We start from the raw sequence: 26296 nt of genomic DNA on the forward strand, positions 1-26296 counted from the left end.
CACCCTACTACGCATATTTCAAAAATCAAATACTAGTCCTATATAATTATTGACTACAATCATTCTGAGTGCTATTGCCGATCGCCTTTAATGCTTACCCCCTAACTCGCAATTTTTCAACAAATTCCAGTAAATTTCCCATATTAAGACGGTAACTTAAAGGATGGGCAATTAACCTAGCCGTACTTTCATAAAGAGTTGCAATCTCAACCAAACCATTCTCGCGCAAAGTCCGTCCTGTAGAAACCAAATCAACAATTGCCTCCGACATTCCTGTAATCGGACCTAATTCTACAGAACCAGATAACGGTACAATTTCTACAGGAAAATCCAAACTGTAAAAATATTCGCGAGCGCAATTGACATACTTGGAAGCAACTCGACCATGAGGAGGTAACTCCAACGCCGAACGATAAGGGCTTGACTGTTTTACCGCCACCGACATCCGACAATGCCCAAACTGCAAATCAACCAAATGAGCGACTTGTGGTTTTTTCTCCCTCAGTACATCGTAACCAACAATACCTAGCTGTGCTTGACCGTATTCTACATAAACCGGCACATCCTGCGCCCGTACTAGTAAACCTTTTGCTGTTCCACTAGAATCAGTAATCTGAAGTTGGCGGTTACCCGAATCCAAAAAAGCACTAAAGTCCAATCCTACATCTTGCAGTATGCGGATGGTATTTTTAAGAAGTTCGCCTTTTGGTAGTGCAACAGTCAGCATATGAAGATCTTAGATTAGGAGGTTACGCATTAAGCTCAAATTTGTAGGATATCAGTTTCCCGAACACATTTTCCAATCCCTAATCGCCAATCGCCAATCCCCAACCCCCAATCCCTAAGATATGCGAATTTTGGTAGTTGATGATGAAATTGAACTGACTGACCCTTTGACTCGCTTGTTAACTCGTGAGGGCTATAGTGTTGATACTGTTTATGATGGCACGAGAGGTAGTCAACTCGTACAGGAAGGTAATTACGATTTACTAATTTTAGATTGGATGCTGCCAGGAAAGACGGGATTGGAGATTTGTCAAGAATTGCGAAGCGAGGGGAAAACTACGCCAGTTTTATTTCTAACTGCTAAGGATACTCTAGATGACCGAGTACAAGGTTTAGATGTGGGTGCAGATGATTATTTAGTGAAACCCTTTGAATTGCGGGAGTTACTGGCGCGAGTCCGGGCGCTGTTACGTCGTTCTGGCTCGCAACCTTATAGCGGGATCGCTCATAAGTTAACTGTAGCCGAGCTAGAACTCGATCGCGATAATCAAGTGGCTTATCGTCAAGGAAGAGCGATCGAACTGTCTGAAAAAGAAAGCCAGCTTTTACAGTATTTCATGGAAAATTCTGGGCAATTACTGACCCACGCGCAAATTTTGCAACATTTGTGGAAGGATGGCGAACAACCTAGCAGTAATGTGATTGCAGCACTGATTCGTTTGCTCAGGAGGAAGATCGAACAGACTGGAGAAACCCCTTTAATTCATACCATTTATGGCAAAGGATATCGCTTTGGAACTTCTACATCCGAATTGTAGCGATTCCCACTTTCAGGAATTACAAGATCGTGAATTAACCACAGCCTGTAGCAGATGAACGCTGATAAATTTGTACCTTAGCAGACTAGGAATCATTATGATGATAGGCGTTGCGCTTCTCTCAATTGAGATCGTTGCGATTAAGTCCTGACAATCGCATCACCTCAGAAAAACGTGAATACTTAACCGCATCGGTAGGTGGATAATCTGCCGACACTGCAAGTAACCCAGTTTTTAGATCCTCGAAATAAATCACACCTCCAATACGTCGTTCAACTTGGAAAGGACCGTGAAATAAACGATACTCCGGAATGTAGATTAGGAAAAAATTAGTAATCTTGATTGCCTTGCCAAACATTTGCTGACAAGTTTTGTGGATGACACTATTTAAATATTCATTCTGGGCTGGCTTACCCAGGTCAGTAAATTCCGGATGATCTGCAAAATGATCCATATAAAATGTCCAAATCTCGGACAATTCTGCTTCATTCGTCAGTTTTTGCTTGAGTTCCTGCAATCGGTCGATTTTCATAGTGTGGATTGTATTAATGAGGTGGGACAAGTAGACTGTACTGTTAAAAATTTACCACGAGCATACCTTTCCATGCAGCGAGCGGCAATCAGTCTACTTCCCAACTATCAGTTAAGTCGTAGTGTTTGATACCATAGCAATCCTAAACTAAACAATACCTCCATTCACACGAATAATTTGACCATTGATCCAACTTCCTGCAGGACTAACTAAGAAAGCCACAGCATTCGCAATATCTTCTGGTTGTCCCAATCGCTCTAGAGGTGCTTGTTGAGCAAATTTCTGAATCAATTCCTCAGACTTACCTTGATAGAATAGATCGGTAGCGGTAGGTCCTGGTGCGACAGCATTGACAGTGATATTTCGTCCCCTGAGTTCCTTAGCCATTATGTTGGTAAAGATTTCAACAGCAGCTTTTGAGCCAGCATATACAGCATAACCGGGCATAGCTAAACCAACTGCACTGGTTGAAAAGTTAACAATGTGTCCGCCTTCACGCAATCGCTTGGCAGCTTGTCGCAAAAGAAAGAACGTACCACGAGTATTTGTATTGAAAATTCGGTCATACAAATCGTCGTCCGTATCGGCAATATTCATGGCTGTTGGGGTTTGAATACCGGCATTATTCACTAAGACATCAACACCACCAAATTCTTGTTCGGCAATATCAAATAAATAGGCAACATCTTTGGAGTTGGATACATCCCCTTGAACTGAGATTGCTTCCCCTCCTGTGGCTTTAATGGCGTTGACGACTTCATCCGCTTTTTGCTTATTCCCTGCGTAGTTAACCACTACAGCAAAACCATTGGAAGCCAGTTTTTTAGCAATCTTGGCTCCAATACCTCTTGAAGCACCTGTAACAATTGCGACTGCTTTGGCTCGTTCGGTCATATAGTTACTCCCTCAAGGTAAAGGCTACCTTAAATTTGGCAAAAATTACTCAGGGTTAGTTTAAGATACCGACAGTCAAAAATCTTTCAGATATTTATCATGATTTTCAATATTCCATCGCAATTTGTTGTTTAGTAAAATTTCTTTTATTTTGGGAGTATGCTCATCGATCCAAACACTGGTCAGAAAACCTCACATTATGACGATCGCGGCATTTTGCACCAATATCTCAGGTTGGATAACGATGGGACAGGGCTTTTTAATGCTAATCTGCAACCGAATAATCTTGGCGAACACGAGCATATTCCTTATCAAATAACCGTTGTGTTCGATAACGGAGAGCTTTTTTGTACTTGGCACACTGCAACGGGACGGCAAATGCAAGGGCAAGTTAGAGTGGGACAATGCTATATAGTCCCTTCCAAGCAACCGCACGGATTGGTGGTTGAACAAGCTAGTGAATTGGTGAACTTTTACTTAACACCTCATTGGATTACCCAAGCAATACCTGAATCTGATAGGGGGCGATCGCTCTGTTTAGGAGATCTGAAAATTACCGACGACCCGTTTATAATACAATTGGCAGCAAATATACGCAGCGATCGCTTGCGTTATGGAGAAGCCAGTCAGTTACTCATTGAATCTACACTGAATGTACTCGCATATCATTTAGTTAATAATTCCCCCAACAATTTTCCTAAGACTCTAAATTCAGGTAAACTCTCTGTTCGACAATTAACCAAATTGCGGGATTTTATTGCAGCAAAAGGCACACAAAATATTTCCATTGGGGACATGGCAAAAATAGTGGGCTACAGTCCCGTTCACTTTTCACGTATTTTTAAGAAAACAACTGGGCAAACTCCTCTTAAGTATTTAATTCACCATCGCATCAACCAAGCAAAATATTTATTGGAGAAGACAGAACTACCAATTATTGAAATTGCTTATCGAGTTGGTTTTAACAGTCATGCCTACTTCAGCACGCAATTTCGCCAAATAACAGGAACAACTCCTCAAAACTACCGTACAGGCAGATGAAGTTCAAGTTTTTGCTCTTTTATGAGATAATACGATGTAGGTTGGGTTGAGGAACGAAACCCAACATCAAGGCAGCGTTTGTTGGGTAACGCTACCGCTCTACCCAACCTACAATTATCCTTAACTGAACCGTATTGTTTTACGAACATATTCTTTTTTTAGATGAAGTTCTTATTTGGATAATTTGAGCTTGAATTTTTTCTTTTAACTGTTGTGCTTTTTGGTAAGCCTCTGCTCTTTCCGTGCGATCGCTATAGCCTTCTACTTCATACAAAGGCTGAATAAAATAACGCAATCTACTTCTCATTGCCCAAACGCCCATTGAGGGAAAAAGAATAAATATTGGTATTAAAGGAGATATCGGCAAAAATGGCAAATTCAATAAATTTTGTATTTTTTTAATATTTAATGTCCAAGGATGTAAGTTTTCACTACCAATACAAATGACAGGCAATATAGGAATTTTATAACGCTGACTGAGCCGAATAAAACTTAAATCAAAAGTTTCTAATTGATAGCGTTTTCCCCAACCTTTTCTTGGTCCGCGCAAACCTTCTGGTGCATACAAAAGAATTTTTCGTTCTTGGACTGCAGCTTCAAAATCATCTAACTCTGCTCTGATAGCACCTAACATTTTTGTCCATCCAGGTGGTAGCCACCAATTTATCCAAGCATGATCGAACAAAGAGACACCAGCTAATGGTTGTACTATCCATCCTCTTGTTTTACTTAAAAGGTAGCCTAGAGTCATAATATCCCAAGGAAAACACATTCCCGCATGATTCATTGCCACAATCGTTGGTCCTGTTTGCGGTAAATTTTCGACTTGTTGTAACTCACCACGAAAATAATATTTAACTATAGGAGCAAGAATTTCATCTCGAAACGCTTGTTGATAATTGGAATCGAATTCTCCATTCTCACTCTGTGGGGAACGACAGCCAAGACGCAACCAACGCACGGACAATGCTATATAGAACCCTCCAGGGATTAGAAATAAGAGATACTCCAGCCAATTCCACCCATCTGGATCTGTATGATAGTGCTGCCAGTGTCGATTAAATAAAATGAGCCAACCAGGAGGATACCACAGGCAAAACCAATCAAACCAGGTAAATATATAGCCCCGATTTGATGCTTTTTCAAATTGAGCGTTAAGGATAGTTTCCGAGTGTTGGTTAATCACAACAACTAAGTAAGTTCTAAACAAAGAGTGGGTTGATTTTCTATACTAGCTTGATACTCTTGTGACTGCCATCCCACGCGAGCATTAAACAGCATATTTTGGTTTGTTGAATGTGGACACCTTTCGCTTTGCCTTGTTTCTTTTTATTGGTACAATTTTCACTAGCCACAAGTCAGGAGAGAACTAATGATTTCAGATGAAATAGGGAGGCAACTGCACAATCGCTCAACGCTAGGCGAACAACTTACTACCTTAGAAAAAGAGCAGCTAGATGCTTGGTATGCAAAGCTAGATGCAATTGAAAGCAAACTGCTGGGTGATAATACTAGCTCTCAAATTAACCTAGCACAATTGCCAACTCAGATTGAAGCATCCTTAAACCAGCTAACATTTGTAGCTCAACGCATTCAGCAAATATCTCGCGAAAATGAGAATTTACGCCAAGAAATTGGTATATTACGGCAAGAATTGGCAATTCGACATTCGGCATGACTATCTCAAAAGAAGTACGAGAACAAGTTCGGCAACGAGCAAACTATGCTTGCGAATTTTGTGGAGTGAGAGAAACTGATGTAGGAGGAACTCTCACGATCGACCATTACCAACCCCAATCGAGAGGAGGTTCTGACAATTTAGAAAACCTAATTTATTCTTGCACTTGTTGTAATCAATATAAGCAAGATTTCTGGAGTACAGATGAGTCTTTACCAAAATTGTGGAATCCTCGCTCTGAACAATATGATAAACATTTTATTGAGTTAGAGGATGGGCAGTTGCTGGCTTTGACCATAACAGGAGAATTTACTTGCAAACGATTACGACTGAATCGTCCACCTTTAATTGCGTATCGCTTTCAACGTCGTCGCCAAACAGAAGAAACTCGTCTATTAGAACGATACCGAGATTTAGTTCTGTTGCTAACACAATTAAATGCCCAATTAACAAATTTAGTCACAGAACAGCAAGCTCTTTTGAAAGAACAAAGAGATATATTACAAGCTTTACTTCGGAATCAACAAGATAATTTCTAAGTGAGGCAATTGTGCAATGGACACTCGATTAAAATATGAAGACATTTGTATGATTCTCATAACCGAAGTAATTATCGTGAATTTTTGTAGGTTGCGTTTACCAGATTTTCCCTGCTTGGTGGGATCTTATCTTACTCCCTTTCCGCTCTAAAATTACCGAATTTTGTAGGGTGGGCACTGCCCACCGTTCGCGCTTTGGTGGGCAGTGCCCACCCTACGTGTAATGGTAATCATAAGAGCACGCCCAGGGAGTATTGCAAGTCCCTTACTTTTATGAATAGTAAATACCCGCTTGTTTAAATCTGTGTAAAGCTTCACCCAAGCGATCGCAATCTGCAATTAGACTGATTCTCACATATCCTTCCCCAGCAACCCCAAAAGCATTACCGGGTGTTACAACAACACCAGTTTGCTGCAATACACTCAAGGCAAAATCTGTAGAACCGATCCCAGTAGGACAAGGAACCCACAGATACATTGTCGCCTTAGTTTTAGGAATATCCCAACCTAACTGTCCCAAACCCTGAATTAAAAAATCACGACGTTCGCTGTATCGTTCTTGCACCTCATACAAATACTTATCCGGTAGTTGTAAAGCGGCTTCTGCAGCAGTTTGCAATGCTGCAAAAATACCATAATCCAAGTTAGTTTTTAACGTTCGCAAACCTTGAATAATATGACGATTGCCTACAACAAAACCAACGCGCCAACCTGCCATATTATAAGTTTTAGAAAGGGTATGAAACTCAACCCCAATTTCTTTTGCACCTGGAATTTCTAACAAACTAGTTGGTTGATAACCATCAAAAGCCAACTCAGCGTAACACAGATCGTGTACCAATAAAATCTCGTACTTCCGAGCAAAAGCGACAATATCGGTAAAAAATTCGCGGGGTGCAGTAGCCGCTGTAGGATTGCTAGGATAATTAAAGTAGAGGATTTTTGCTTGTTCGGCTACGGAGTCAGGAATAGCAGCAAGATCGATCAGCCAATCATTCTCCGGCTTGAGAATTAAACTGTGAATTGTCCCTCCAGCTATGACAGGTCCCCGGAAATGAGCGGGATAAGCAGGAGAGGGGACTAAAACTAGATCGCCCGGATTGATATAAGCCATAGCAAGATGTCCCAATCCTTCTTTAGATCCGAGTAACGGTAATGCTTCGCTATCAGGATCTAAATCCACTCCATAACGCCTGTGATACCAGCTAGTAATAGCATGGCGAAAACTGGCAGTTCCCTCAAAAGGAGGATAGCCATGATTTGCAGAATTTTGCAAAGCTTTCATTGCCGCTTCTACCACTGGTTGCGGTGTTGCACCATCTGGGTTTCCCATACCCAAATCAATTAAATCCAGCCCTTGTTCCCGTGCTTTAGCCTTGAGTTCATCAAGACGGGCAAATACGTAAGGGGGTAATTTCTGTATGCGTTCAGCTGGGACAATCCAATCTAAAGTCATCGAAAGAATTATGAATTATGAATTATGAATTATAAGATGAGATAGTGCGTAATGGTGAGGAGTGCAAAGGAGTCTTGTAACTATTGACTCCTCAGCACTGATAACTACTCAACTTTTTCTGTGCTTGGCGTTAAACTTATGGGAATGCGGTTTCCTTCTATTGGTGCAGTCGTAGAAACCATCGCTGCCATCAATTGTTCGAGAGAAACTTTGAATGGGAGTCTGTGAATATCGGAATTTGGAGTTAGCGCAATTTCTGCTGCAGTCTGCAACTGTGTCAGTGTGATGTTCCCCAGTCCCAAATCGTTCAGTTTTTGAGGTAAGCCAATCTCTGCATAAAACTTCAATAACTGCTGTCGTGCAGCCGTTGCTAACTGATTGCCCTGTATCATTTCTTCCAAACGCAGTTGCACCAAAATACCATAGGCAACTTTCTCACCGTGAATGCTGCCACTCCCTTTAGAAACATGAGTTAAACCGTTATGTACGGCATGGGCGGCTACAGTACGACATTGTGCGCCTCCAAGTCCCCCAATAACACCCGCAAGTAACACTGTAGCATCTACCACTTCTCGCCAAGCTTCGCTACCTAGTTGTTGAATGGCAGTGGCAGATTTTTGGAAGAGGATATCTCTCAACACTCGCGCTTGTTGCACTGCAGCAATAATCAAAGTTTGTTCTGAGTGTCCGCTACTGACAGAAGCTTCGTACCACTTAGCTAGTGCATCTCCAATCCCAGCTACAAGTGTATGTTGTGGGGCAGTTTGTACTAAATCGTAATCAAGTACTAGCAAGTCGGGGCATCGTTCAAGTGCGACATCGTAGAGAAAAGCCCCTTCATTAGAATATACATTTGAAAGAGCTGTCCAAGCAGCACAAGTGGCAGCTGAGGTAGGAATTGTTACGACTGGTAAGTGCAACTGGTGAGCTAGTAATTTAGCTGTATCTAACGCTTTACCGCCACCAACACCAATAATAACATCGGCTTTATGTTCTTTTGCTGCTTTGTGCAAAGATTTCAAGCTGGCTTCGCTACAATCAGGGGTATAATAACTTGGAGTAGAATGTAGCTGCTCGTGCTGTAAGAGTGGTTGTAAGTGGAGTTGGAGAGCAGAAGCACTTTGACCTGTAGCAGCTTGTCGTAAGGCATTACCCCCCACAATTAAGGGACGAGTTCCCAATGTGGCGATCGCATCTGTCGCTTGAGCCAAAATTTTCGACCCCCTCAAGACTTTAGCTGGAGCCACACAGAGGGTAAATAACGAGGTAGAGCTTGGAGTAGACAACTTTTCCGTCAACTGATTAGACATATCACTAACTATGAAAGTAGCACTTCTGGATACTTGAGAGTATTTATTTTTACTACATAATAAAGGGGAACTATTTCGCCCCCAACAACTCTTGAGTTTTTACTTCGCTTGTAATGCCTTAAGTAATCTTTAGACTTATATCTTAACAAAAAATAATACTGGTAGGTTGGGTTGAGGAACGAAACCCAACAATCAGGATTAAGGAAATTTCTCTTGTAGTGCGGGCGTCCCGCCTGGTAGGTTGGGTTGAGGAACGAAACCCAACAATCGGGATTAAGGAAATTTCTCTTGTAGTGCGGGCGTCCCGCCCGCCACCAGTATAGAACGGGCGAGGACGCCCGTTCCACAAGATGGATAATTTATTTCTTGGACATTCCTTAATAAACGGGTAAATCTTTCAAGCGGTAGGTTGAGGTAACTGTGCTAATTTATCTTGATAAATCTCGATCGCCATTTGCTGGTCTTCGCGGCTAGCAAGAGATCTTCTCACCTGACCCAAATAAAGAGGAATAGAGACACCTTTTTCTGGGTGTACGATTGTTCGTGCTCGAACAGTCAACTGATTATCGCTCAATGCACCTAAACGACCGTAAGAGTACAAATCGCTCGCTGCTTGACGTAAAGTGGCTTCTAATTGTGATGGAGTCATTGCTGTTGATGGGAGAGCAATCACTGCTTGCGGACCACCATTATCATAAACCAGGCTGTAACGTAGAGCATCCGGAATAACAGTACGAGTTAGGGGCGTTAACGAGAGAGCGAATAGTCCTCCTGTAACCACAAGCATAAAACCAGTCGCACCCACTAGACGAAAGCGGATACCCCATTTAAAAACAAAACTCAAAATTACCAGACCAGCAAACGCTAATGTTGCGATACCAGACCATTGGGTGTATTGAAGAAAATCATCTGTTGTGAACATAGAAATTAATAGGGGATTGGGCATTGGGCATTGGAGATTGGAAAAGAATTATTTTCATTCCCTCAGCGTATGTTATTGCCTATGGAGATCTATTTTGTTTCCACTCACACCTATCTTACATGGAGAATAACCACTAACCACTATACGGGCGCTCTTGCGTTGCGCCCCTACTAACAACTAACCACTAACCAAATAAATAAAGGCATCTCCAAGAGATGCCATTATGCAGGAAACATCAAAAAGAAGTACTCCTACATCTTCCCAACAATCAGCAACAATGACTAACGTGGAATTAGTCACCATAGGCACAGACGTGCTTATAGTTATATTATTAACTTTTAGATTTATTTGCGTCAGTATTTCTCCTGAAAAAACCGACTTGTCTTTGCGAATTCTATTCGCCCTTTCTACACCGCACTCTTATCTTGTTGGTTGTAGCGATACACAACTCCAGAAAGCGCAGACAATAGCAACCAAGAAATAACATTTAATCGAAAATCGAACAAAGTGACATCTACAGTATTGAATAGCACCCAACCAATGAAGACAACAAGGTAACTAAACAGTATAGTTTTGTCTTTTCCCTCTACAAACTTTGAGTTTTTCAAAAGTCGGATCCCACCAACAAATATCCAGCATAATAAACCACAGAAAACAAGAGTTGCAGGCACACCTGTTTCAGCAAACAGCATTAAAAACAAGCTATGAGGATGTCCCAACCAAATTTGCATCTTTGCCTCATAAAGTACGGTAAAGTTCCGCAAACCCCAACCAGTCCAAGGGCGGTCTTGAGCCATTGATACAGCAAATTGCCATTGCGTTTTGCGGAGTAAAGCTACGGGTCTATCGGGGTAAAGTTGGTCGTTCAGCCGCGCCCAAAAAAAACGAGGAATAAACTGACGGAACAACAAAGCAATGGGTGTTGGAGCAAAAGCAGCTAGAAGTACGCTTGCGACTATACCTGTGACAGTAGCAACAAGAATTCGCCAGCCTTGATATAGAGCATAAGCCAGACAGGCAAACATTGCAATTGCCCAAGCGTTCCGCGAATTAGTTAAAATGAGTGCGACAAGATTTAGAATAATTGCCAAAGTTAGGAAGAGGAGGGGGACTGGCGACTGGGTACTCGGGACTGGGTACTGGGGACTGGCGACTGGGTACTGGAGATTAGGGACTGGAAAGTTTTCCCAATCGCCAATCGCCAATCGCCAATCGCCAATCGCCAATCGCCAATCCCTAATCCCCAATCGCCAGTATTCCACCCACAAACCTAACTCTAGAATAAAAACTACGATTAAGTAGCCAGCTAAGCTGTTGGCGTACATAAATATAGAAGACATCCGACCTGGTGGTTCTCCTCCAGGTGCGATCGCCAAACCTAAAAAACCTATCCATCCCTGGGGAGGAGTCGCCCATCCTAAAAGTAACTGTCCCAAACCAACAACTATGACTGGTACAGAAGCGATCGCCAACATCCAAGACAGTTGACGCAATTGAGCTACAGTTTGAATTAGAACGCTAAAGCTGGCAAAAACGAGAAAATAAGGTAAAAAATTAAATAACCCTAGGAAAGCTTCAATCCGATTGTAAGCAAAGCTAGCTGAAAGAATTAGCAAGACACTGAGAAGCATAAACCCCCTGTTGAGGGGGCGATTCACCACTACCCGATACTGTTGCAGTAAAGTTCCCAATATAGCCCAACCCATACTTATAGCCCCAAATAGAGGAGTTAATGGGAAGATAGCGAGTCCCAGTAGGACGTATTTCCAACGAGACTGCAAGCTAAAGTTGAGATGGCGAAGCAAAATTTTCACGCAAACTCCCAACATTCAGTACGAGTGAGGCGAATCTGAGCGAGTGTGAAGATGGTGGGTATAATTCGACCATAGTTGGTGGCTACTGCTCTCCATCCCAAGTCCGCAAAAAACCAAGCCCACATCATCGGTCCTAAGAAAGCGAACATCCCGCGAACAACACTGTAACGAGTTGCACTGACAGCCATCCCCTGCTTTGCCATTTGCAAAGTGACGTAGTTTTGAAATTGATTGGTAGCTACCTCTGAACCCTTAACGACAGCTTGTTTAGTGACTTCATAAGTAGCAAAGTGCATTGCAAACTGACGAGCAATTTGTTTTAACAGCAATGGCTGAATAATGGAAGTTACTGCCAAAGCACTTCCACCTTTAAAAAGAAGTCCAAGAGGATCTCTCTGTAATGAGAGTGGCAGAGTTTGGTTTGGTTGTGACTGAGCGAGTTGATGCTGAACTTGAATTGTAAATTTTTGCTTATCCTTTTCTGGTAATTTTTTCCATACGTGTCCGAGCAAAAATAGAAAAACTTCTGCTTCTAAATCAACAGTGGTCAGCTCGTGCGAATAAGGTATTTTTAAATACTTACATACTTGAATCAGTACTTGCCTGTAACTGACTTGACCAGTACGTCCTCGCAATACGGTGACTCCATCAGCAGCTAAATAACGGAAGCGTTGCTCTAATGTATCTAGCCAAGCTTTGCGACCTTTACTTTGTACTTCTATCGGCTCAGGTGTGTGAACGTAATCTAGAGGATTAAACTTACGACTGAAAAGAATGGCTGTCAAATCTTTCAATTCTTCCTCAGTTGCCAGTTCTAGAACCGCCCTTAGTTCATCCAATTTCCCTTCCTCCCTTCCATGTAGCTTTGGTATGTACCTTATTCTACTATTAGCTTTTAGGACTCATGAATTGTGTTTTTGTCCTCTATGCTTTGATAATGACAGATGACCCATGACAAATGACTATTGACTGATGACTGATGTTGCAGTAATTGGTGCCGGTATGGCAGGTTTAGTTTGCGCCCAACAATTGAGTCAAGCCGGATATTCAGTACGAGTTGTAGAAAAGTCTCGCGGTTTGGGGGGACGAGTTGCAACACGCCGTTTGTTTGATACTTGTGCAGACCACGGGACGTGTTATCTCAAGCCAAAAGGCGAACTTTTAGAACGTTTTATTGAATTGTTACGCCAGCGCAATATTTTAGAGGTTTGGACAGATACGGTTCACGAACTCAAACCTCATTCCTCAGTCCCCAAGCCCCAGTCTCCAATACCTAATCCCCGATACACTGCTCCTATAGGAATGAGTGCGATCGCAAAATTTCTTGCCCGAGGTTTAGAAATTTTGCTAAACCAACGTGTCACAGCAATTACCTTTACTTCTGACAAAAAATGGCAGCTTACTTTGGAAAATTCCGATGAAACGATAACCGCAACATCGGTCGTTATTGCTATCCCCGCACCTCAAGCTTTCATGCTATTAGAACCTTTAGAAGAAAGTCTTTTGGGTGCAACATTTCTTAATACTTTGCGTTCTGTAGAATTCTCTCCTTACAGCTTTCTTGGCTAAAGACACCAGAATGGATACAAGTTCATCGTTGGCGCTATGCCTTTCCTACCAATCCTTTGCAAGCAACTTACTTAGCTTCCGAGACTGAGATACCTCTCCTATGTTGCGGAGATTGGTGTGGTGGCAATCTTGTAGGGGGTGCAATACTTTCCGGTATTGCAGCAGCAGAGGCAATTAACGAGCGTTTGCGTCTTTTACCCTTACCAAAAGGTAGTTTTTTAGAGGTTATTAATTAAGTCTATATTAAGATGAGATAAATATAGAAATCATAAATAATTGGTAAAAGTGTTTAAGTAGGGTGGGCAATGCCCACCCTTAGAGCAGCAACTCCATCTAGAGAATTTGATTCAACAAGGTACTTTTACTCTCATTCAAGAAAAGTCAGACTGGATAAGCCATCATTTATGCGAAACAGTCAAACCCGATTGCGAACCATCTCACTGGTTTGGCTAAAAGAATTATGAATTATGAATTATGAATTATGAATTATGAAGTATGAATTATGAATTATGAATTATGAATGATGAATTATGAATTATGAATTATGAATTATGAAAGAAATATAATTCATAATTTATCATTCATAATTCATAATTTTCTAATTTAAAGGGTCGTGTCCCCAATTCATTAAAGAGTAACGCCAACGTGTATGCTCAATATCCCCTTCAGGCTGTTGTGCTAGATGACGATGAATATAACTGATGACTTTTTTCATATGGGATATATCATCATCCGTATATTCATCTTTTTTCTTTTGCAATAGTTCGACTATGTGCTTACCAGACTTATGTCCGATTGACTCATCATCTTCTTTCTTCTGTCCAACTGATTTTGATTCCTCAGTTTCCAGCCAAGCTGTTAGTTCTTTAGCGGTCATATTAACTGAGGATTGAAATTCGTCGATAACAGATTTGACACTTTGACTCATCGCTACATCACTCCTCTATTTTTTCAAGAGCATTAGGTTTATGAGCAGCTTCTTTTCCTGTTTTGTCACTTTTTACCAAATACTCAGGATTATCTTTTGAAGCTGCAACATGATGTCCTTTGATATCAGTAGGCGAAGTCAATTTTTTTTCAATTTCACCAGTAGTTTCACCCTGTGAAGTTTTCCATTGAACCTTGTCACCTTTCTTAAATTCATCTGTCACGGGTTTTCTCCTGTTTGCTTTTTATACCCGTTTATTATGTTGTGCCTCTTAAAGGAATTCTTCAGCCCCTTGACAGAAAACTTGAAATAAGCGCTTCTTACTTTCGTCAAACATAAATAATTGTAGAGCGGGCATTTCACCCGCTCATAACGGGCGTCTCGCCCGTTCCACAAGACAATTATTCACTTCCTTTTCCACAAGACAATTATTTACTCCCTTTCCGCTCTAAAATGACCGATCTTCGTAGGGTGGGCAATGCCCACCATTCGCTATTGGTGGGCATTGCCCACCCTACGTGTAATGGTAATCGAATGGAACTCCTAGGGAGTGTGCATTACAGTCAACTGAAAACCACTACCCTAGAAACGTCCTAAACGAAAAAATTTGTCACCTTAGCGGTAGTTCCGATCTTGTCGATCGCTATAATAGTCTTGGTCAGCTGGATCGCCATAAGGATCTTGGCTAGCTGGAATCGTATTACCATACTGCCCATAGACATCAGCTGGGTCGCCATAAGGATCTTGGCTAGCTGGAATCGCATTACCGTACTGACCGTAAACATCAGCTGGGTCGCCATATGGGTCTTGACTGGCTGGAATCGCATTGCCATAATACTCTTGGTCAGCCGGATCGCCATATGGGTCTTGGCTAGCTGGAATCGCATTACCGTACTGACCGTAAACATCAGCCGGGTCACCATATGGGTCTTGACTGGCTGGAATCGCATTGCCGTAATACTCTTGGTCACCCGGATCGCCATATGGGTCTTGGCTAGCTGGAATCGCATCACCATACTGCCCGTAGGGATCTTGATTTACAGAACTATCGCTATAATATTCCTGGTCACCCGGATCGCCATATGGGTCTTCACTAGCAGAACGTACTTGACGGTTATCTTCATCCGATCCCACAAACAAATCCTTTGCCCTTCTTAAAAAGTCGTCTACCATGATGACTTATCTCCTTTTTATTTCTTTGGTTAACTTTGCTTTGACAGTCTCACAAAGCTTTTTCAATCCAAAATGGAAAATCCACGCATCCAAAATGGTATTACTTGTTTAAAATCCCTTAGTTAAGTTCCCTGTGGAACTACATCAGTCAAAGTGCGACCAGTACTGCGTCCGTTATAACCTTGAAAATCCCGATACCGTTCCGCTTCAGACGCCGGAACTTGAATTCCTTCGGGTGGAGGCGTTACCCAATGAGCGCGATTTTCAGCATCACGGTAGTAAACACGCCCATTTTTAGATATGTAATACTTGCCTTGAGGTCCTGCTCCCTGTGCATTTTTGCGCTGGTTGTAGAGATAGTAAAGAGCAGCTGCACCAGCCAGAATCGCTACTTTCTGCCCCGTTGATAATCCTCTTTTTGCTTGTTGTGGTGGGTTTGCTTGACCCGGATAATTCACGTTTCTACCGTTAACGGTATCATCAACAGGTGGCACACTACTTTGAGGGCTTCCACCTCCACAGCTACTGAGCACTGGAACTGTTAACAATGCCGAAAGAAAAACAGCAACTGGAAAAGATGTAATTTTGCGCCCTGAGAAATTTATGTTCATAGTATTTCTTCAATTGCCCTGCATTTGCTAAATGCCCTGCTGTTGCAACAACAGTATTGGATAACCGCTACTTCCAATGGCATAGTTAAAGAACAATTGCCGCTCCATCTACAACAGCACAGGTAAACAGTATGAGTGCAATGATGATGTAAATTCTTAAGAAATCCATCTTGCCTTTGAAAGAAGATGCATTCGTCCACAGGAAATACATAGCAGTCTACGTAAGTAACTTCAGGTGATAGGTAAGAAACTACTTGATATTTTTCAGTATTTTCCCAAAAGTGAAAAGCTTTGAGTCAAAACTATACTGGTTCTGCCGAAGATAATCATTGATTTAAAGTCAAAAAGCTTACAACTTATGGAAACTCAAGCAACTACTCGTCTCCTTCTTGCATTGTGGGATTTAGGTGGAGCAAAGCAAGAAGTGAAGAAAGGCGAACTCACAAAGCGTATTGTATCAAAAACCAAGAAAGTAGCAGACTATCAGGGTGTTTTTAAGGAATTGCAACAACAAGGTGCGATCGCTATCTCGAAATCAGGCTTCACTCTAGTATCTCCTAAAGGTTTAGAGGTTTTGGGTGAAGGTCTAAAAAGCCCAAATTTCAAATTTAAAGGAACTATTGTCGGAACTTGGACAGCGAATGCACTACTGAAGTGGATAAGTCAGACAAACAGTGTGCTTAGTTCTCAGGCTTCATCAACTAATGGGGTAAAAAGTGCAGCTTCTAATGTTGGGATTGCATCTTACGAAGAGTTTAAGCCAGTGGCGCTAAAAGTTTACGACCAGCTTAACCATGACTATAACTTGAATGATTTAGTGCCAATTTATCGGATAAGACGGGAGATTGGCGATCGCATTAGCCGTTCTGATTTTAATGAATGGTTGCTGGAAATGCAGGAAAAGGACATTTTGCAGCTCATGGCAGGAGAAATGCGAGATATGACTCCGGATAAACGTGAGGACTCAATTACCGTCCCTGGTGGTGGATTGCGTTACTACGCTAAGCTTTTAAATTCCTAATTTGTTCTAAATCCTTATGTACTTCCCGATCTCAGACTGAAGCAATATGGACAGTTCTGCTATTTCGCCAATAGAAACAATTAACGTCGCTATCCAAAGTCACAATCCATTTCTTAATGTTGGTATAGTCAAAGAACAGGATGTCTGGGGAAAAGGGTTCCCCGATTTACCTACTTTGAATACCCACGCTTCTGATGCAGTTTTTCAAGCTATTGAATTGTTGCGTACTAGTCAATCTAGTCAAGACAAAGTGACATCAATAGCCATAACTGCTGCACAGGGAGTGGGTAAAACTCATATTCTAAGCCGCATTCGCCATCAACTGAAAGCTAATGGAAGTGCTTTATTCGTTTATGCAGGCGTAAATAATTATACAGATTTAAATTTGGTTAAATACCAATTTCAGCAAACTTTGGCAGACAGTCTTAGCAACACTGGTAGCCAAGGAGTCATGCAGTGGCAGCAAGTGGCAACAGCAATGGCAAATGAGGGCTTCAAAGCTATTAATGCTGATGCTCCTAATCTTTCTGCCAAGCAACTGCTTGAACGTTTTGACAAAGTATGCGCTACTTGGTCAGCTAGGAACAAAAATTTAATGGATAGGCTGACCAAAGAGGTACTTAGAATAAAACCCAATGCAGATCCTTATATTGTCCGGGCAATTTTGTGGACGCTTTCAGAAACTCAAGCATCTTTTGCCATCAAGTGGCTATCTGGTAATGAGTTAGCAAACTCTCATGCCGACGCTTTGGGCTTACCAAATCTCAGTAAAACCAATCAAGATAGAGAAGCTGAAGCCCTAAAATCTGTTCAGCAAATATTGAATTTGGTGAGTTACTATAACCCCATCGTTATTTGTTTTGACGAAATAGATGTAGAAAACAATTGTAATGCTGATGGGTTTACAACTCCACAAGTAATTGCTGATTTAGTTAAGCGTCTACATGATACTCTCGAACACTCAGAACTTGGTCGAGGTGTGGTCATTCTTACAGTTATGATGCCTGATACATGGACTAATAAGGTTGATTCGATGCCAGCAGGCATACCAGACAGAATTTCAAAATATACTCAACGCAAACCCATAGATTTAAAATCTCTTAGTGGCGATTCTATGGTTGAATTAGTCACCTTGTGGCTGAAAGAGTTTTACGATGTCAAAAATTTAACACCTCCCAATCCTTTTTACCCATTTGAAGAGGATGAATTAAGAAAATATGGTAAAAATAAACTTACTGTAAGGGAAGCTTTGAAATGGTGTGCAGAGAACTTTAAGGTTTCTGAAGAGAGATTACCGGAAGACCCATATGAGCGATTTAAGCTTGCATTGCAAAGGGAAATGGCAGTTGAACGTGTAAATTACCTAGAGGATAATTTACTAGTGGCTAATGTATTACACTTTAGCTTTCAGACATTAAAAGGAGAAAAATTTGAGGGAGAGACTTTCACTGGTGAAAAGTTAAATGGAATAAAAATTGAAGATGTTGTTGAAGTATCTCCAAAAGCGCTTAATAATGGCTATATCAATTTCAAAATTCTTGCTAAAGAACAAGACACAGATATAAGAATCGGAATAGCCGTACTTCAACCATCTAAATCCATGCTAGCAGGATTAAATCGATTAATTGAGTATCAAAAATTTGATATAACTCGTGGTTGCTTGCTTCGCTCTAAATCTAAAAAACTTAAAACGAAAGGAGAAACTTATAAGTTGCTAGAACACTTTATATCAAATTTAGGAGGAGAATGGGTTGATTTAAAAGAGGAGGAAATCAGACAACTCATTGACATCTATTTTATTTATCAAAAGCGTAAATATTATCAACTCGACGATGAGCAACTCCTGAGCTTTTCCCAACCAATAACTCGAGAAAATCCTTTACTACTGGAAATTTTAAGTGCTCCTTCAGGTCAAATCGATACAGAGACTATTGAGGGAGAGGAACTATTAAACGACTTCCTCAACCCTTCTAGTACTGAGGACGCAGAAAACTTAGAGGATCTAAGTGAGTTGTTGAACTAACCATGAGTCAACCCATTTTGCTTCAAACGGCTCTGTGTTTACCTGTTCTTGATATTGAAGCATTAATTGAAGGACAAATGATTGCTGCAATGCCTCGGAATTTTATCAATCCGGGGCAGCAATTCGCTCTATATCCAGTTAATGTTTCGATTAACTTATTATCTACTGAGCAATACTACCGAGCGAGTTTTTTACCGACTGCCCAAAAAGTTTGTATTAATTTAGCTTCTGAAAAAGTTGTGATTAAAGCTTGGGCTAAATGCGAAGGTTGCAAAATACATCCTCCTGAATCATTTGAGGCTTTGTCACAATTAACGGTTTGGACAAAAGAAGCATTACAGCAAGCGCTTGGACAACGACCTCATATTTTTTTAGCTTATTTGCGCGTTTACCAGTTACTTGAACCACGTGAGATTTTAGGGCAATTTCAAGGTCGCCAATTTACACCTTTACCTAATTCTCTCATTATTTCTGAAGCCAATCCTGTATTGAGCGCTCGCATTTTTGCCATTCGCAAACAGCAACTGGAAAAACTTCAGCCACCGCAGCATCCAGAGTTAGAGAAATTGCAGAGTGCGTTAGCCTCCTTTGCCATTACTAACCCAGCTGCTAAACAGTTAGATAAAAATGTCAAAGTATTGCTAGGTTGGTCTATTGAAGAAGATACTCAGCCACCCAATCTAGATTTAACTTGGATAAACGATATTGCAGCATTAGGCGATCGCAGCATAGAGCAGGATGAAGGCAAAAACAATTATCAAGCAGGGACAGACTTTGAAAACATAGTCCGTAAAAGCTTGGAATTTCTGGGATTTACAGTTGATTATTTTCACAAAGGTGGCGCTGGGGGTGTAGATGTTTTTTGTTCAAAACCCTATCCTCTCGTTGGAGAATGTAAAGCAGGTAAAAAAATTCCCAATCCTACCGCAGTACAATTACTTAATTTGGGAACACTACGTTTAAAAAGTCAAGAACTATTTAAGCAATCGGCTAAATTAATCATCGGTCCCGGAGAACCTACTACTCAATTAAAAGATGCAGCTATAATACAAGGTATGGCAATTATTAATCCACAAACTTTAGAGCAATTAGTAAAGTTACAAAGTAATTATCGTGGTTCGGTAGATTTATTTAAGCTTAAAGAATATCTGAAACCAGGTTATGCTGATACTGAAGTGGAAAAATATATTCAGCAAGTTTATAAAGACATTAAATTGCGATCGCATCTCGTACAACTTGTCAAAAAACACCAAGAAAACACGGGTGATAACAATGTTGAGGTTGCAACTCTTTTTGGAGCTTATGGTTACTCCAATCCACCTCAAAGCTTAAGTCGTGAAGAAATGCACGAAATTTTGCTTGAGCTTTCCTCACCATTAACAGGGTATTTAGGGCGAATAAAAGGCAGTGATTGGAAAAGCGATCGCTTTTACTTCCTGCGAGACTTACCAATAGTTTAACTTTAACGCAGTTAACCCTTGCTTAATAGCGCTTCAAGATCCGCAAGAAGCCGATATGTGGGATATAATGTATGCGCGGCAAGAGTAATCGCGAGGTAGAAGAAAGATGGCATACAGTGATTTTAATCTTGCTAAGGTCAAAGAAAGCTTTGACTTAACACTCGATGAAACTGGTAATTTATTTGCCGATATAAAACCAGTTCCACCATCAGAAACGCTAAGAACTCTCTTGAGCGATTACATACCTTTGGCAACTTCAATTGCCACTGAAAAAGCTCGCTCGGAGTTTTTAATAGCACCAATTCTAGCGGAGGTAAGAAAGTTATTAAAAAATCAAATATCGCTATTTTCTGGAAATGAATTTAATGTAGATGTAAGCAAAGGATTACAAGGCTTTTGCGATTATATTATCAGTGGTTCTCAAGAGCAATTATTTATTTCTGCTCCTGTAATGTTTATTTTTGAGGCGAAAAAAGAAGATATTAATGGTGGTCTCGGTCAATGCGTGGCAGCGATGATTGCAGCCCAATTATTCAATCAAGGTCAAGGAAAGGAGATTGAACGTATTTATGGGTCTGTTACTACTGGAACTAATTGGAGATTTTTATTTATCGAAAGAAAGACGGTTTATATAGACTCGGTGGAATACTATATTAAAGAAGTTGATAAAATCTTGGGAATTTTATTACAACCTTTACAGACTATTTTAACTACTAAAAAGATGTAGTTCATTGACTTGAAAATAGCTGTAAATGGGCTTCAACCCAGTCATGACAAAATGTCATCGACCAGAACCGTACCACCCTCTCAAAAATCTATACTAAGATGATAATCTTCAAGCAACGCAGTTCCAATGAGTGGACGACGACCCATCGCTAGCACTGTAACATTACGCTCCACACCATTCCATACAATTGTTGCCAAATGAATGTCAGTTTCCATACTAGAGTTGTTAGCGAGGTTTGCGTTGATGTTGATGAGGTAAGGCAAGCCAAGATCGGCAATGACAGAAGGCGGCAAGGTTAAGAACCCTTCAAACCCTGTATCAACAACACACTCGATTTCGATCGCTGAACGTTGCGGGGGAAGAAGAATCACACCCATTCTCGCCTGAAGTCCAACTACAGTCCCGTGTATCACTGTGCCGTCCTGACTAATGTGCCACCAACTGCATAAACGGCATCGAAACCAATTCTTTCTCCCCAAAGTGCTGCATCAGCTTGCTTGGCTCGTAACCGAAGGCTCGTTTCGACTAAATCATCACCGATTTCGTAATCTCCCGTTTCAACATTAATTGAGATAATTTTACCAATGTTCTCTTCCGTCTCAACTTTGGCACGGATACTCCTCTCATAAAGTTCCTTTCCACGTCGGACGATTTCTTGGCGACTGAGTATAGGGTAGGACATACATAATCCCTTATTATAAGCTGCTAAATTCCTATGTTCATTGTAGAGCAGAAGCTACAATCGATTTCCTCTTTATCAAGCCAATATTCATTCAGTACAGATTCACTGATTTTCATAAAATCTTGTATGAGAGTACCATCCAAATCATCTAGAAGCTTATGATTTCCATTATTCTTTTGATGCAATTCTTCTTGCTGTCGAATATTTTCTTCTAATAGTTTAAAAGCAGCACTAATCACCTTAGAAGCATTGGTATATTTACCTTTTTCAATTTGGGTTTTTATGAATTCCTCCTGTTCGGGATTTAGAGAAATATTCATTGGCTAGTACCTTTGTTTTTTTCTGGATTTTACTATATTGATGGAGTAAGGTTAAGAACCTTCAAACCCTGTATCAACAACCCACTCGATTTCTATAGCCGAACGTTCTGGGGCAAGAAGAATCACACCCATTCTCGCCTGAAAAAGTAAGTACTTCCAAAAAAGTTACTATTCTGTTTATCGTGGAAATTGTTTAACCATCATCTGTTATTAGGCAGCAAATGCTATGTCACCTTTGCAAGGAAAAGTCGCTATTGTCACGGGTTCATCACACGGGATTGGAAGAGCCATCGCCGAACGTTTAGGACGCGATGGAGCAAAAGTGGTCGTCACCTATGCCGGACATCAGGATAAGGAGGAGGAAGTTATCTCAGCGATCGAGGCAAGTGGTTCAGAGGCAATCGCTGTACAAGTCAACGTCAGAGAAATTGAAGACGTTCGCAGCCTCTTTCGGAAAACACTAGATCGTTTCGGTAAGTTAGACATACTGGTAAACAATGCTGCCTGAAAAAATGGCTTTGACTTTGTGCAGTGGTGTAAGGATGGGCTATCTGTAGTTCAACCAATCACCCCCCTGAACGGTTACCCTTATTTTTGCTAATTATCCTACTTTTCCTACCTTGGCTGAAAAAAAAATTAATAAAAACAGATGCTTATAACATTAATTTTTCAGAAAATGATAATAAATTAAGTTAAACGTAGTTGATTTCTAGATATTCAAATGCTATATGATTAATTACAGAATTAAAACTTGCTGAAAATTTAACAACACTGTAATATGATCGCAGAAACCTAATAAGTCCAAGAAAAGTGTTGGACGCTGGTCCTGTCAGCCCTTTTAGAGAAATCTCTATTCTGTGGCAGCCAAAGAGCCAACTCATCACTCTTTTTAAGATGTAAGCGACAAATTTTTTAAGCAGTTATTAGGATAAGAGTTTTTAGACTATATTTAGCTAAATTGCTTATCTAATACCGTTTTCCTATGAAGATGCATACAAAGAACCCCACTGTCTACGGCAACTCCCCTTGATAAGGGGAGGATGTCTGGGGTAAAAATAATGTGGAGCTTCATAGAGAATTGGTATAACGTCATTAAATAGCTAATTATTGAGACGCCAAGTTGGGCTTTGATGGTCTTCTCGATCTCAGTCCCCTTAACGTAACCTTCTTGTTGTTTATACTGTATCTACCAATATAAGGAGGTCAATTTGCATAGAAGGTGTGACCGAAACAGAAAACGTTCAAAGCGACGGGCTATATACTGTCCAATTCATGGAGACTATCTTCATAGTGTGAGTCGAAAGCATTCGTTGTTTGCTAGCGACACAGTATTACTCCAGAAACAAGAAGTCAGCCAACAGAATGCCCAAATAATGGTAATGCCTGAGACTAGAATTTCTTTAAAGGATGAATGGTTAGAAGCATTTTGGTGCGACCGGTGTCAGGAAACGAAATGGTATCACATTCAAAAGCAGGATAATTGTACCTATAAGGTATCAGCAGCGCCCTCAGAACTAGGGCAGCAAGCAGTAGGAACCATTCATCTTCAAGGGAATCCTTGTGTAAGTGAGTTTACTAACAGATATGCAAGAATGGGCGGGTACAAAGGTAGTTAGAACCGCCAAAAACTCAGTTTATTTGAATTGACAGCAGTTTTCAAGAACTGCCAGGAAGGAAATAATTTAGAGTTTCATAGCCTAAGTCCTCCCAAAAGGACTCACTGCCCAATGCGTCTTAATTTCAGTCCATTTCAATAAACAAAGGGCCATAAAACAGGGGTTTACAATCCCCTAGCTTTCATTGAATTTATATATCTGTATGTTCAAAAACTTGTCAGTAAACAGGCGTCGTTTTTTGTACATTAGTCTGTCGGGCTTGGCTGGGGCAACCGCCATTATAGTAGGAAAAGACAAATTAATAATGTCCCACAGCCAAGCAGTTGATAATCGAAACAGAGATTTTAGAGTGGCTGGTTTAGCTCCCTTAAAAAAGCGTGCTGCGGCGAAGGGATTAATTTATGGGGCAGCTTCCATGCAGGATTTTCTATTGTCAGACAAGAACTTGGAGACAAACTTTGTGCGTGAGTGCGGCATTCTAGTGCCAGAAAACGAGTTGAAGTGGGATGCTCTGCGCCCTTCTCCAGATAAGTTTGACTTTGCCAAATCAGATTGGTTAGCTCAATTTGCACAACGCAATGGTATGTTGTTTCGCGGACATACTTTAGTCTGGCATCAGCAGTTGCCTCAGTGGTTTAAAGAGGTTGTTAACCCCCAAAATGCAGAAAAATTTTTGGTGGAACATATTACAACTGTAACTAAACGCTACGCAGGTCAGATCCGTGCTTGGGATGTCGTTAATGAGGCGATCGAACCAAATGATGAACTCCCTGGAGGCTGGCGACGAAGTCCGTGGTTAGAGCATTTAGGTCCAAATTATATAGAACTTGCTTATCAAGTGGCTGCTGGTGTCGATTCCAAAGCAATGTTAGTCTACAACGAAAATGACCTAGAGTATGATATTCCCCACCAAGAAGCCAAAAGAACTCTGGTTCTGAAATTACTAGAGCGTTTGAAATCTAAAGGAACACCAATTCATGCTTTAGGTATCCAATCTCATTTAAGGGGTGGTGAGACCCGTTTTAATGCTAATAAATTCAGGAAGTTTCTTAATGATGTTGCTAGCCTCGGTTTGAAAATTCTCGTGACTGAACTAGATGTAGGAGATCGAAACTTACCTGCGGATCTCGCTCGGCGCGATCGGATTGTTGCTGCCTGTTATGAAGACTACCTTTCAACCGTGTTAGACGAACGAGCAGTTATTGAAGTTTTAACTTGGGGATTAACCGACAAATACACCTGGTATTCACAGTTTCTTCCCCGCTCAGATGGTAAACCAGTACGTCCTTTACTACTAGACTCAAACCTCAAACGCAAATTGGCTTGGAATGCTATAGCAAAAGCATTCGATAGAGCACCGAAACGGTGAAGAAACTTGCAAGCTAAAGCCCTTACTCTTACTCCCTTACCGCGCTTATGATTACCTATTAAAAAAACGCCAAGACGCCAAGAACGCCAAGGATCGAGATCGGTAATTTTGTACCGGGAAAGGAGTAATACCAATTCTCTATATTAAAGCAACAGATTGAGATCCCCCCTAGCCCACGCCAGTGCTGAAGGCGGTCCCACGACTACCGGAACTGGCATCCGAGTTAAGCGACTTGAAGCAAGTGGTGAGTCCACCCTTGTAGAAAGGTTTCCTTTCGTAGAGGAGTGGCGAACCCGTAAGGGCGTGGATAATGGGGGATCGTATGTAGCAATCATTTGGAAAATTGGTATAAGTTCTACCCTTATCCTCTAAATTCAAATTATGGAAAACACACTTGTCAACTTAACGATTACAACTACTCAACCCCAACACTCTCTAAATGCGATCGATGCATTGGACTTTGAACGGGAACTGACAATAGCCTTATCACATGACTATTGCTCTACCTTACTAGTAGATTTAGAGCAAGTAGAATCCATAGATAGCGCTGGATTAATGGCGTTAGTATCTGGAGTAAAGTTGGCTCAACGCTTAGGGAAGTGCTTGAGGATTTGTTCTGTTTCACCTCAGTTAAAAATCATTTTTGAGATGACTCAACTCCCTCGGGTTTTTGAGATGAATGGTCGATATAACGAATATCTTCAAGCAGTTAAATAGGGGTCAGGGAAGAAACATTTTCATGTGTTCTAGTGGACTCCGTTCGTGATGGCTACTGACAAAGGGTATATCTCAATGAAGAAATTTGATGAAGTGGGAATGAAAAAATTTGATGAAGTCGTCTTACTTGGGACGAGATTTCATAAAGTGAAAGTCTATGAATTGATTGATTACATTGTACAGGCAGCAAAACTTCGGAAGAAAACAACCATAGGTCATTTAAATGTTCGGGGAATGAACTTTGCTTACGATCTGCCTTGGTACAAGGATTTTATGAACAAATCCGATTTAGTGTTTTGTGATGGATTTGGTGTTTTATTGGGAGCAAAAATCTGTGGGTGCTCTGTTAA

31 protein-coding genes and 1 pseudogene are annotated in these 26296 nt (G+C 41.0%); 15 read left to right on the plus strand and 17 right to left on the minus strand.

Translation table 11 applies throughout. The features are described 5' to 3' along the window. Positions 1-94: 94 nt before the first annotated feature. A complete protein-coding gene (gene hisG, locus ACKTT2_RS22955) occupies positions 95-727 on the minus strand; it encodes an ATP phosphoribosyltransferase (protein ID WP_407890783.1) in 633 nt (210 codons plus the stop codon). Positions 728-848: 121 nt separating this feature from the next. Here hisG and rppA point away from each other — a divergent pair, with 121 nt between their 5' ends. Next, positions 849-1544, plus strand: coding sequence for a two-component system response regulator RppA (gene rppA / locus ACKTT2_RS22960; protein WP_407890785.1), 696 nt, complete (start codon positions 849-851; stop codon positions 1542-1544). A gap of 121 nt (positions 1545-1665) precedes the next feature. On the opposite strand, the gene ACKTT2_RS22965 is transcribed toward rppA, so the two are convergent. Continuing rightward, a complete protein-coding gene (locus tag ACKTT2_RS22965) occupies positions 1666-2076 on the minus strand; it encodes a hypothetical protein (RefSeq protein WP_407890787.1) in 411 nt (136 codons plus the stop codon). A gap of 147 nt (positions 2077-2223) precedes the next feature. Next, a complete protein-coding gene (locus tag ACKTT2_RS22970) occupies positions 2224-2970 on the minus strand; it encodes an SDR family oxidoreductase (protein ID WP_407890789.1) in 747 nt (248 codons plus the stop codon). Positions 2971-3129: 159 nt separating this feature from the next. On the opposite strand from ACKTT2_RS22970, the gene ACKTT2_RS22975 reads away from it, so the two are divergent. Beyond that, positions 3130-4011: a helix-turn-helix transcriptional regulator gene (locus ACKTT2_RS22975; protein ID WP_407890791.1), complete on the plus strand. Its 882-nt coding sequence runs from the start codon at positions 3130-3132 to the stop codon at positions 4009-4011. A gap of 139 nt (positions 4012-4150) precedes the next feature. Here ACKTT2_RS22975 and ACKTT2_RS22980 read toward each other — a convergent pair whose 3' ends face one another. Continuing rightward, positions 4151-5197, minus strand: a complete 1047-nt coding sequence (locus ACKTT2_RS22980; RefSeq protein WP_407890793.1) for a 1-acyl-sn-glycerol-3-phosphate acyltransferase — start codon at positions 5195-5197, stop codon at positions 4151-4153. A gap of 186 nt (positions 5198-5383) precedes the next feature. Here ACKTT2_RS22980 and ACKTT2_RS22985 point away from each other — a divergent pair, with 186 nt between their 5' ends. Together ACKTT2_RS22985 and ACKTT2_RS22990 are read left to right on the plus strand one after the other, a co-directional pair. Beyond that, complete coding sequence (locus ACKTT2_RS22985; RefSeq protein ID WP_407890795.1) at positions 5384-5689, plus strand: hypothetical protein; 306 nt, start codon at positions 5384-5386, stop codon at positions 5687-5689. Continuing rightward, positions 5686-6228, plus strand: a complete 543-nt coding sequence (locus ACKTT2_RS22990) for an HNH endonuclease (protein ID WP_407890797.1) — start codon at positions 5686-5688, stop codon at positions 6226-6228. The genes ACKTT2_RS22985 and ACKTT2_RS22990 overlap by 4 nt, the downstream gene beginning before the upstream one ends. Positions 6229-6499: 271 nt before the next feature. Here the strand turns inward: ACKTT2_RS22990 and ACKTT2_RS22995 are convergent, their stop codons facing one another. The 6 genes from ACKTT2_RS22995 to ACKTT2_RS23020 form a co-directional block, all read right to left on the minus strand. Further along, on the minus strand, positions 6500-7684 hold the full coding sequence (locus ACKTT2_RS22995) for an aspartate aminotransferase (RefSeq protein ID WP_407890799.1): 1185 nt from the start codon (positions 7682-7684) through the stop codon (positions 6500-6502). Between the two features lie 104 nt (positions 7685-7788). Then, positions 7789-8994, minus strand: a complete 1206-nt coding sequence (locus ACKTT2_RS23000; RefSeq protein WP_407890801.1) for an iron-containing alcohol dehydrogenase family protein — start codon at positions 8992-8994, stop codon at positions 7789-7791. Between the two features lie 397 nt (positions 8995-9391). Then, the gene (locus tag ACKTT2_RS23005) at positions 9392-9916 is read right to left on the minus strand and encodes a Ycf51 family protein (protein ID WP_407890847.1); all 525 of its coding nucleotides are present in this window, start codon (positions 9914-9916) and stop codon (positions 9392-9394) included. Positions 9917-10093: 177 nt separating this feature from the next. Next, positions 10094-10219, minus strand: a complete 126-nt coding sequence (locus ACKTT2_RS23010; RefSeq protein ID WP_407890803.1) for a hypothetical protein — start codon at positions 10217-10219, stop codon at positions 10094-10096. Between the two features lie 104 nt (positions 10220-10323). Next, positions 10324-11745, minus strand: coding sequence for an O-antigen ligase family protein (locus ACKTT2_RS23015; protein ID WP_407890805.1), 1422 nt, complete (start codon positions 11743-11745; stop codon positions 10324-10326). Next, positions 11727-12569 (minus strand): YaaW family protein, encoded by an 843-nt coding sequence (locus ACKTT2_RS23020; protein ID WP_407890807.1) that lies wholly within the window; start codon positions 12567-12569, stop codon positions 11727-11729. Before ACKTT2_RS23020 ends, ACKTT2_RS23015 begins: the two co-directional genes overlap by 19 nt. Positions 12570-12702: 133 nt before the next feature. Between ACKTT2_RS23020 and ACKTT2_RS23025 the strand changes: the two are divergent. Next, positions 12703-13535 (plus strand): annotated as a pseudogene (locus ACKTT2_RS23025) (NAD(P)/FAD-dependent oxidoreductase). A gap of 362 nt (positions 13536-13897) precedes the next feature. Here ACKTT2_RS23025 and ACKTT2_RS23030 read toward each other — a convergent pair. The 4 genes from ACKTT2_RS23030 to ACKTT2_RS23045 form a co-directional block, all read right to left on the minus strand. Next, entirely contained in the window at positions 13898-14227 is a 330-nt protein-coding gene (locus ACKTT2_RS23030; RefSeq protein WP_407890809.1) for a DUF3140 domain-containing protein, read from the minus strand. A 7-nt stretch (positions 14228-14234) separates the two neighbouring features. Then, positions 14235-14450: a hypervirulence associated TUDOR domain-containing protein gene (locus ACKTT2_RS23035; RefSeq protein ID WP_407890811.1), complete on the minus strand. Its 216-nt coding sequence runs from the start codon at positions 14448-14450 to the stop codon at positions 14235-14237. 392 nt (positions 14451-14842) lie between these two features. Further along, entirely contained in the window at positions 14843-15400 is a 558-nt protein-coding gene (locus ACKTT2_RS23040; RefSeq protein WP_407890813.1) for a hypothetical protein, read from the minus strand. Between the two features lie 122 nt (positions 15401-15522). Then, the gene (locus tag ACKTT2_RS23045) at positions 15523-16011 is read right to left on the minus strand and encodes a hypothetical protein (RefSeq protein ID WP_407890815.1); all 489 of its coding nucleotides are present in this window, start codon (positions 16009-16011) and stop codon (positions 15523-15525) included. Positions 16012-16369: 358 nt separating this feature from the next. Between ACKTT2_RS23045 and ACKTT2_RS23050 the strand changes: the two genes are divergently transcribed. From ACKTT2_RS23050 to ACKTT2_RS23065, 4 genes are all read left to right on the plus strand, one after another. Continuing rightward, positions 16370-17032, plus strand: a complete 663-nt coding sequence (locus ACKTT2_RS23050; protein ID WP_407890817.1) for a hypothetical protein — start codon at positions 16370-16372, stop codon at positions 17030-17032. A 46-nt stretch (positions 17033-17078) separates the two neighbouring features. Then, a complete protein-coding gene (locus ACKTT2_RS23055) occupies positions 17079-19055 on the plus strand; it encodes a P-loop NTPase fold protein (protein ID WP_407890819.1) in 1977 nt (658 codons plus the stop codon). Between the two features lie 2 nt (positions 19056-19057). Beyond that, positions 19058-20515 (plus strand): DUF1802 family protein, encoded by a 1458-nt coding sequence (locus tag ACKTT2_RS23060; RefSeq protein WP_407890821.1) that lies wholly within the window; start codon positions 19058-19060, stop codon positions 20513-20515. A gap of 106 nt (positions 20516-20621) precedes the next feature. Beyond that, positions 20622-21242 (plus strand): hypothetical protein, encoded by a 621-nt coding sequence (locus ACKTT2_RS23065; RefSeq protein ID WP_407890823.1) that lies wholly within the window; start codon positions 20622-20624, stop codon positions 21240-21242. Positions 21243-21322: 80 nt separating this feature from the next. Here ACKTT2_RS23065 and ACKTT2_RS23070 read toward each other — a convergent pair whose 3' ends face one another. Genes ACKTT2_RS23070 through ACKTT2_RS23080 form a run of 3 tightly spaced genes read right to left on the minus strand, consistent with a single transcriptional unit; the run spans position 21323 to position 22244 of the window. Beyond that, positions 21323-21619: a clan AA aspartic protease gene (locus ACKTT2_RS23070; RefSeq protein WP_407890849.1), complete on the minus strand. Its 297-nt coding sequence runs from the start codon at positions 21617-21619 to the stop codon at positions 21323-21325. A gap of 32 nt (positions 21620-21651) precedes the next feature. After that, a complete protein-coding gene (locus ACKTT2_RS23075) occupies positions 21652-21924 on the minus strand; it encodes a hypothetical protein (RefSeq protein ID WP_407890825.1) in 273 nt (90 codons plus the stop codon). Positions 21925-21947: 23 nt separating this feature from the next. Continuing rightward, the gene (locus tag ACKTT2_RS23080) at positions 21948-22244 is read right to left on the minus strand and encodes a ribbon-helix-helix domain-containing protein (RefSeq protein WP_407890827.1); all 297 of its coding nucleotides are present in this window, start codon (positions 22242-22244) and stop codon (positions 21948-21950) included. Positions 22245-22470: 226 nt separating this feature from the next. Here ACKTT2_RS23080 and ACKTT2_RS23085 point away from each other — a divergent pair, with 226 nt between their 5' ends. From ACKTT2_RS23085 to ACKTT2_RS23110, 6 genes are all read left to right on the plus strand, one after another. After that, complete coding sequence (locus ACKTT2_RS23085; RefSeq protein ID WP_407890829.1) at positions 22471-22752, plus strand: SDR family NAD(P)-dependent oxidoreductase; 282 nt, start codon at positions 22471-22473, stop codon at positions 22750-22752. Between the two features lie 784 nt (positions 22753-23536). Continuing rightward, positions 23537-23860 carry a hypothetical protein gene (locus tag ACKTT2_RS23090; RefSeq protein WP_407890831.1) on the plus strand — a complete coding sequence of 108 codons (324 nt, stop codon included), beginning with the start codon at positions 23537-23539 and terminating at the stop codon, positions 23858-23860. A 202-nt stretch (positions 23861-24062) separates the two neighbouring features. After that, entirely contained in the window at positions 24063-25229 is a 1167-nt protein-coding gene (locus ACKTT2_RS23095; RefSeq protein ID WP_407890833.1) for an endo-1,4-beta-xylanase, read from the plus strand. A gap of 156 nt (positions 25230-25385) precedes the next feature. Then, on the plus strand, positions 25386-25601 hold the full coding sequence (locus tag ACKTT2_RS23100; protein ID WP_407890835.1) for a hypothetical protein: 216 nt from the start codon (positions 25386-25388) through the stop codon (positions 25599-25601). A 9-nt stretch (positions 25602-25610) separates the two neighbouring features. Continuing rightward, on the plus strand, positions 25611-25946 hold the full coding sequence (locus tag ACKTT2_RS23105) for an STAS domain-containing protein (protein WP_407890837.1): 336 nt from the start codon (positions 25611-25613) through the stop codon (positions 25944-25946). Positions 25947-26021: 75 nt separating this feature from the next. After that, positions 26022-26296 (plus strand): WecB/TagA/CpsF family glycosyltransferase (locus ACKTT2_RS23110; RefSeq protein WP_500691396.1); only part of this gene is annotated, 275 nt, incomplete at its 3' end.

The organism is Scytonema hankhaensis NUACC26 (assembly GCF_045865695.1).
GTDB lineage: Bacteria > Cyanobacteriota > Cyanobacteriia > Cyanobacteriales > Nostocaceae > Scytonema.

What these genes read in the sequence shown, in the direction of transcription:
- hisG (WP_407890783.1), bottom strand. Translation starts at nt 727, where the DNA reads ATGCTGACTGTTGCACTACCAAAAGGCGAACTTCTTAAAAATACCATC.
- rppA (WP_407890785.1), top strand. Translation starts at nt 849, where the DNA reads ATGCGAATTTTGGTAGTTGATGATGAAATTGAACTGACTGACCCTTTG.
- ACKTT2_RS22965 (WP_407890787.1), bottom strand. Translation starts at nt 2,076, where the DNA reads ATGAAAATCGACCGATTGCAGGAACTCAAGCAAAAACTGACGAATGAA.
- ACKTT2_RS22970 (WP_407890789.1), bottom strand. Translation starts at nt 2,970, where the DNA reads ATGACCGAACGAGCCAAAGCAGTCGCAATTGTTACAGGTGCTTCAAGA.
- ACKTT2_RS22975 (WP_407890791.1), top strand. Translation starts at nt 3,130, where the DNA reads ATGCTCATCGATCCAAACACTGGTCAGAAAACCTCACATTATGACGAT.
- ACKTT2_RS22985 (WP_407890795.1), top strand. Translation starts at nt 5,384, where the DNA reads ATGATTTCAGATGAAATAGGGAGGCAACTGCACAATCGCTCAACGCTA.
- ACKTT2_RS22990 (WP_407890797.1), top strand. Translation starts at nt 5,686, where the DNA reads ATGACTATCTCAAAAGAAGTACGAGAACAAGTTCGGCAACGAGCAAAC.
- ACKTT2_RS22995 (WP_407890799.1), bottom strand. Translation starts at nt 7,684, where the DNA reads ATGACTTTAGATTGGATTGTCCCAGCTGAACGCATACAGAAATTACCC.
- ACKTT2_RS23000 (WP_407890801.1), bottom strand. Translation starts at nt 8,994, where the DNA reads ATGTCTAATCAGTTGACGGAAAAGTTGTCTACTCCAAGCTCTACCTCG.
- ACKTT2_RS23005 (WP_407890847.1), bottom strand. Translation starts at nt 9,916, where the DNA reads ATGTTCACAACAGATGATTTTCTTCAATACACCCAATGGTCTGGTATC.
- ACKTT2_RS23010 (WP_407890803.1), bottom strand. Translation starts at nt 10,219, where the DNA reads ATGGTGACTAATTCCACGTTAGTCATTGTTGCTGATTGTTGGGAAGAT.
- ACKTT2_RS23015 (WP_407890805.1), bottom strand. Translation starts at nt 11,745, where the DNA reads ATGTTGGGAGTTTGCGTGAAAATTTTGCTTCGCCATCTCAACTTTAGC.
- ACKTT2_RS23030 (WP_407890809.1), bottom strand. Translation starts at nt 14,227, where the DNA reads ATGAGTCAAAGTGTCAAATCTGTTATCGACGAATTTCAATCCTCAGTT.
- ACKTT2_RS23040 (WP_407890813.1), bottom strand. Translation starts at nt 15,400, where the DNA reads ATGGTAGACGACTTTTTAAGAAGGGCAAAGGATTTGTTTGTGGGATCG.
- ACKTT2_RS23045 (WP_407890815.1), bottom strand. Translation starts at nt 16,011, where the DNA reads ATGAACATAAATTTCTCAGGGCGCAAAATTACATCTTTTCCAGTTGCT.
- ACKTT2_RS23050 (WP_407890817.1), top strand. Translation starts at nt 16,370, where the DNA reads ATGGAAACTCAAGCAACTACTCGTCTCCTTCTTGCATTGTGGGATTTA.
- ACKTT2_RS23055 (WP_407890819.1), top strand. Translation starts at nt 17,079, where the DNA reads ATGGACAGTTCTGCTATTTCGCCAATAGAAACAATTAACGTCGCTATC.
- ACKTT2_RS23060 (WP_407890821.1), top strand. Translation starts at nt 19,058, where the DNA reads ATGAGTCAACCCATTTTGCTTCAAACGGCTCTGTGTTTACCTGTTCTT.
- ACKTT2_RS23065 (WP_407890823.1), top strand. Translation starts at nt 20,622, where the DNA reads ATGGCATACAGTGATTTTAATCTTGCTAAGGTCAAAGAAAGCTTTGAC.
- ACKTT2_RS23070 (WP_407890849.1), bottom strand. Translation starts at nt 21,619, where the DNA reads ATGGGTGTGATTCTTCTTCCCCCGCAACGTTCAGCGATCGAAATCGAG.
- ACKTT2_RS23075 (WP_407890825.1), bottom strand. Translation starts at nt 21,924, where the DNA reads ATGTCCTACCCTATACTCAGTCGCCAAGAAATCGTCCGACGTGGAAAG.
- ACKTT2_RS23080 (WP_407890827.1), bottom strand. Translation starts at nt 22,244, where the DNA reads ATGAATATTTCTCTAAATCCCGAACAGGAGGAATTCATAAAAACCCAA.
- ACKTT2_RS23085 (WP_407890829.1), top strand. Translation starts at nt 22,471, where the DNA reads ATGTCACCTTTGCAAGGAAAAGTCGCTATTGTCACGGGTTCATCACAC.
- ACKTT2_RS23095 (WP_407890833.1), top strand. Translation starts at nt 24,063, where the DNA reads ATGTTCAAAAACTTGTCAGTAAACAGGCGTCGTTTTTTGTACATTAGT.
- ACKTT2_RS23105 (WP_407890837.1), top strand. Translation starts at nt 25,611, where the DNA reads ATGGAAAACACACTTGTCAACTTAACGATTACAACTACTCAACCCCAA.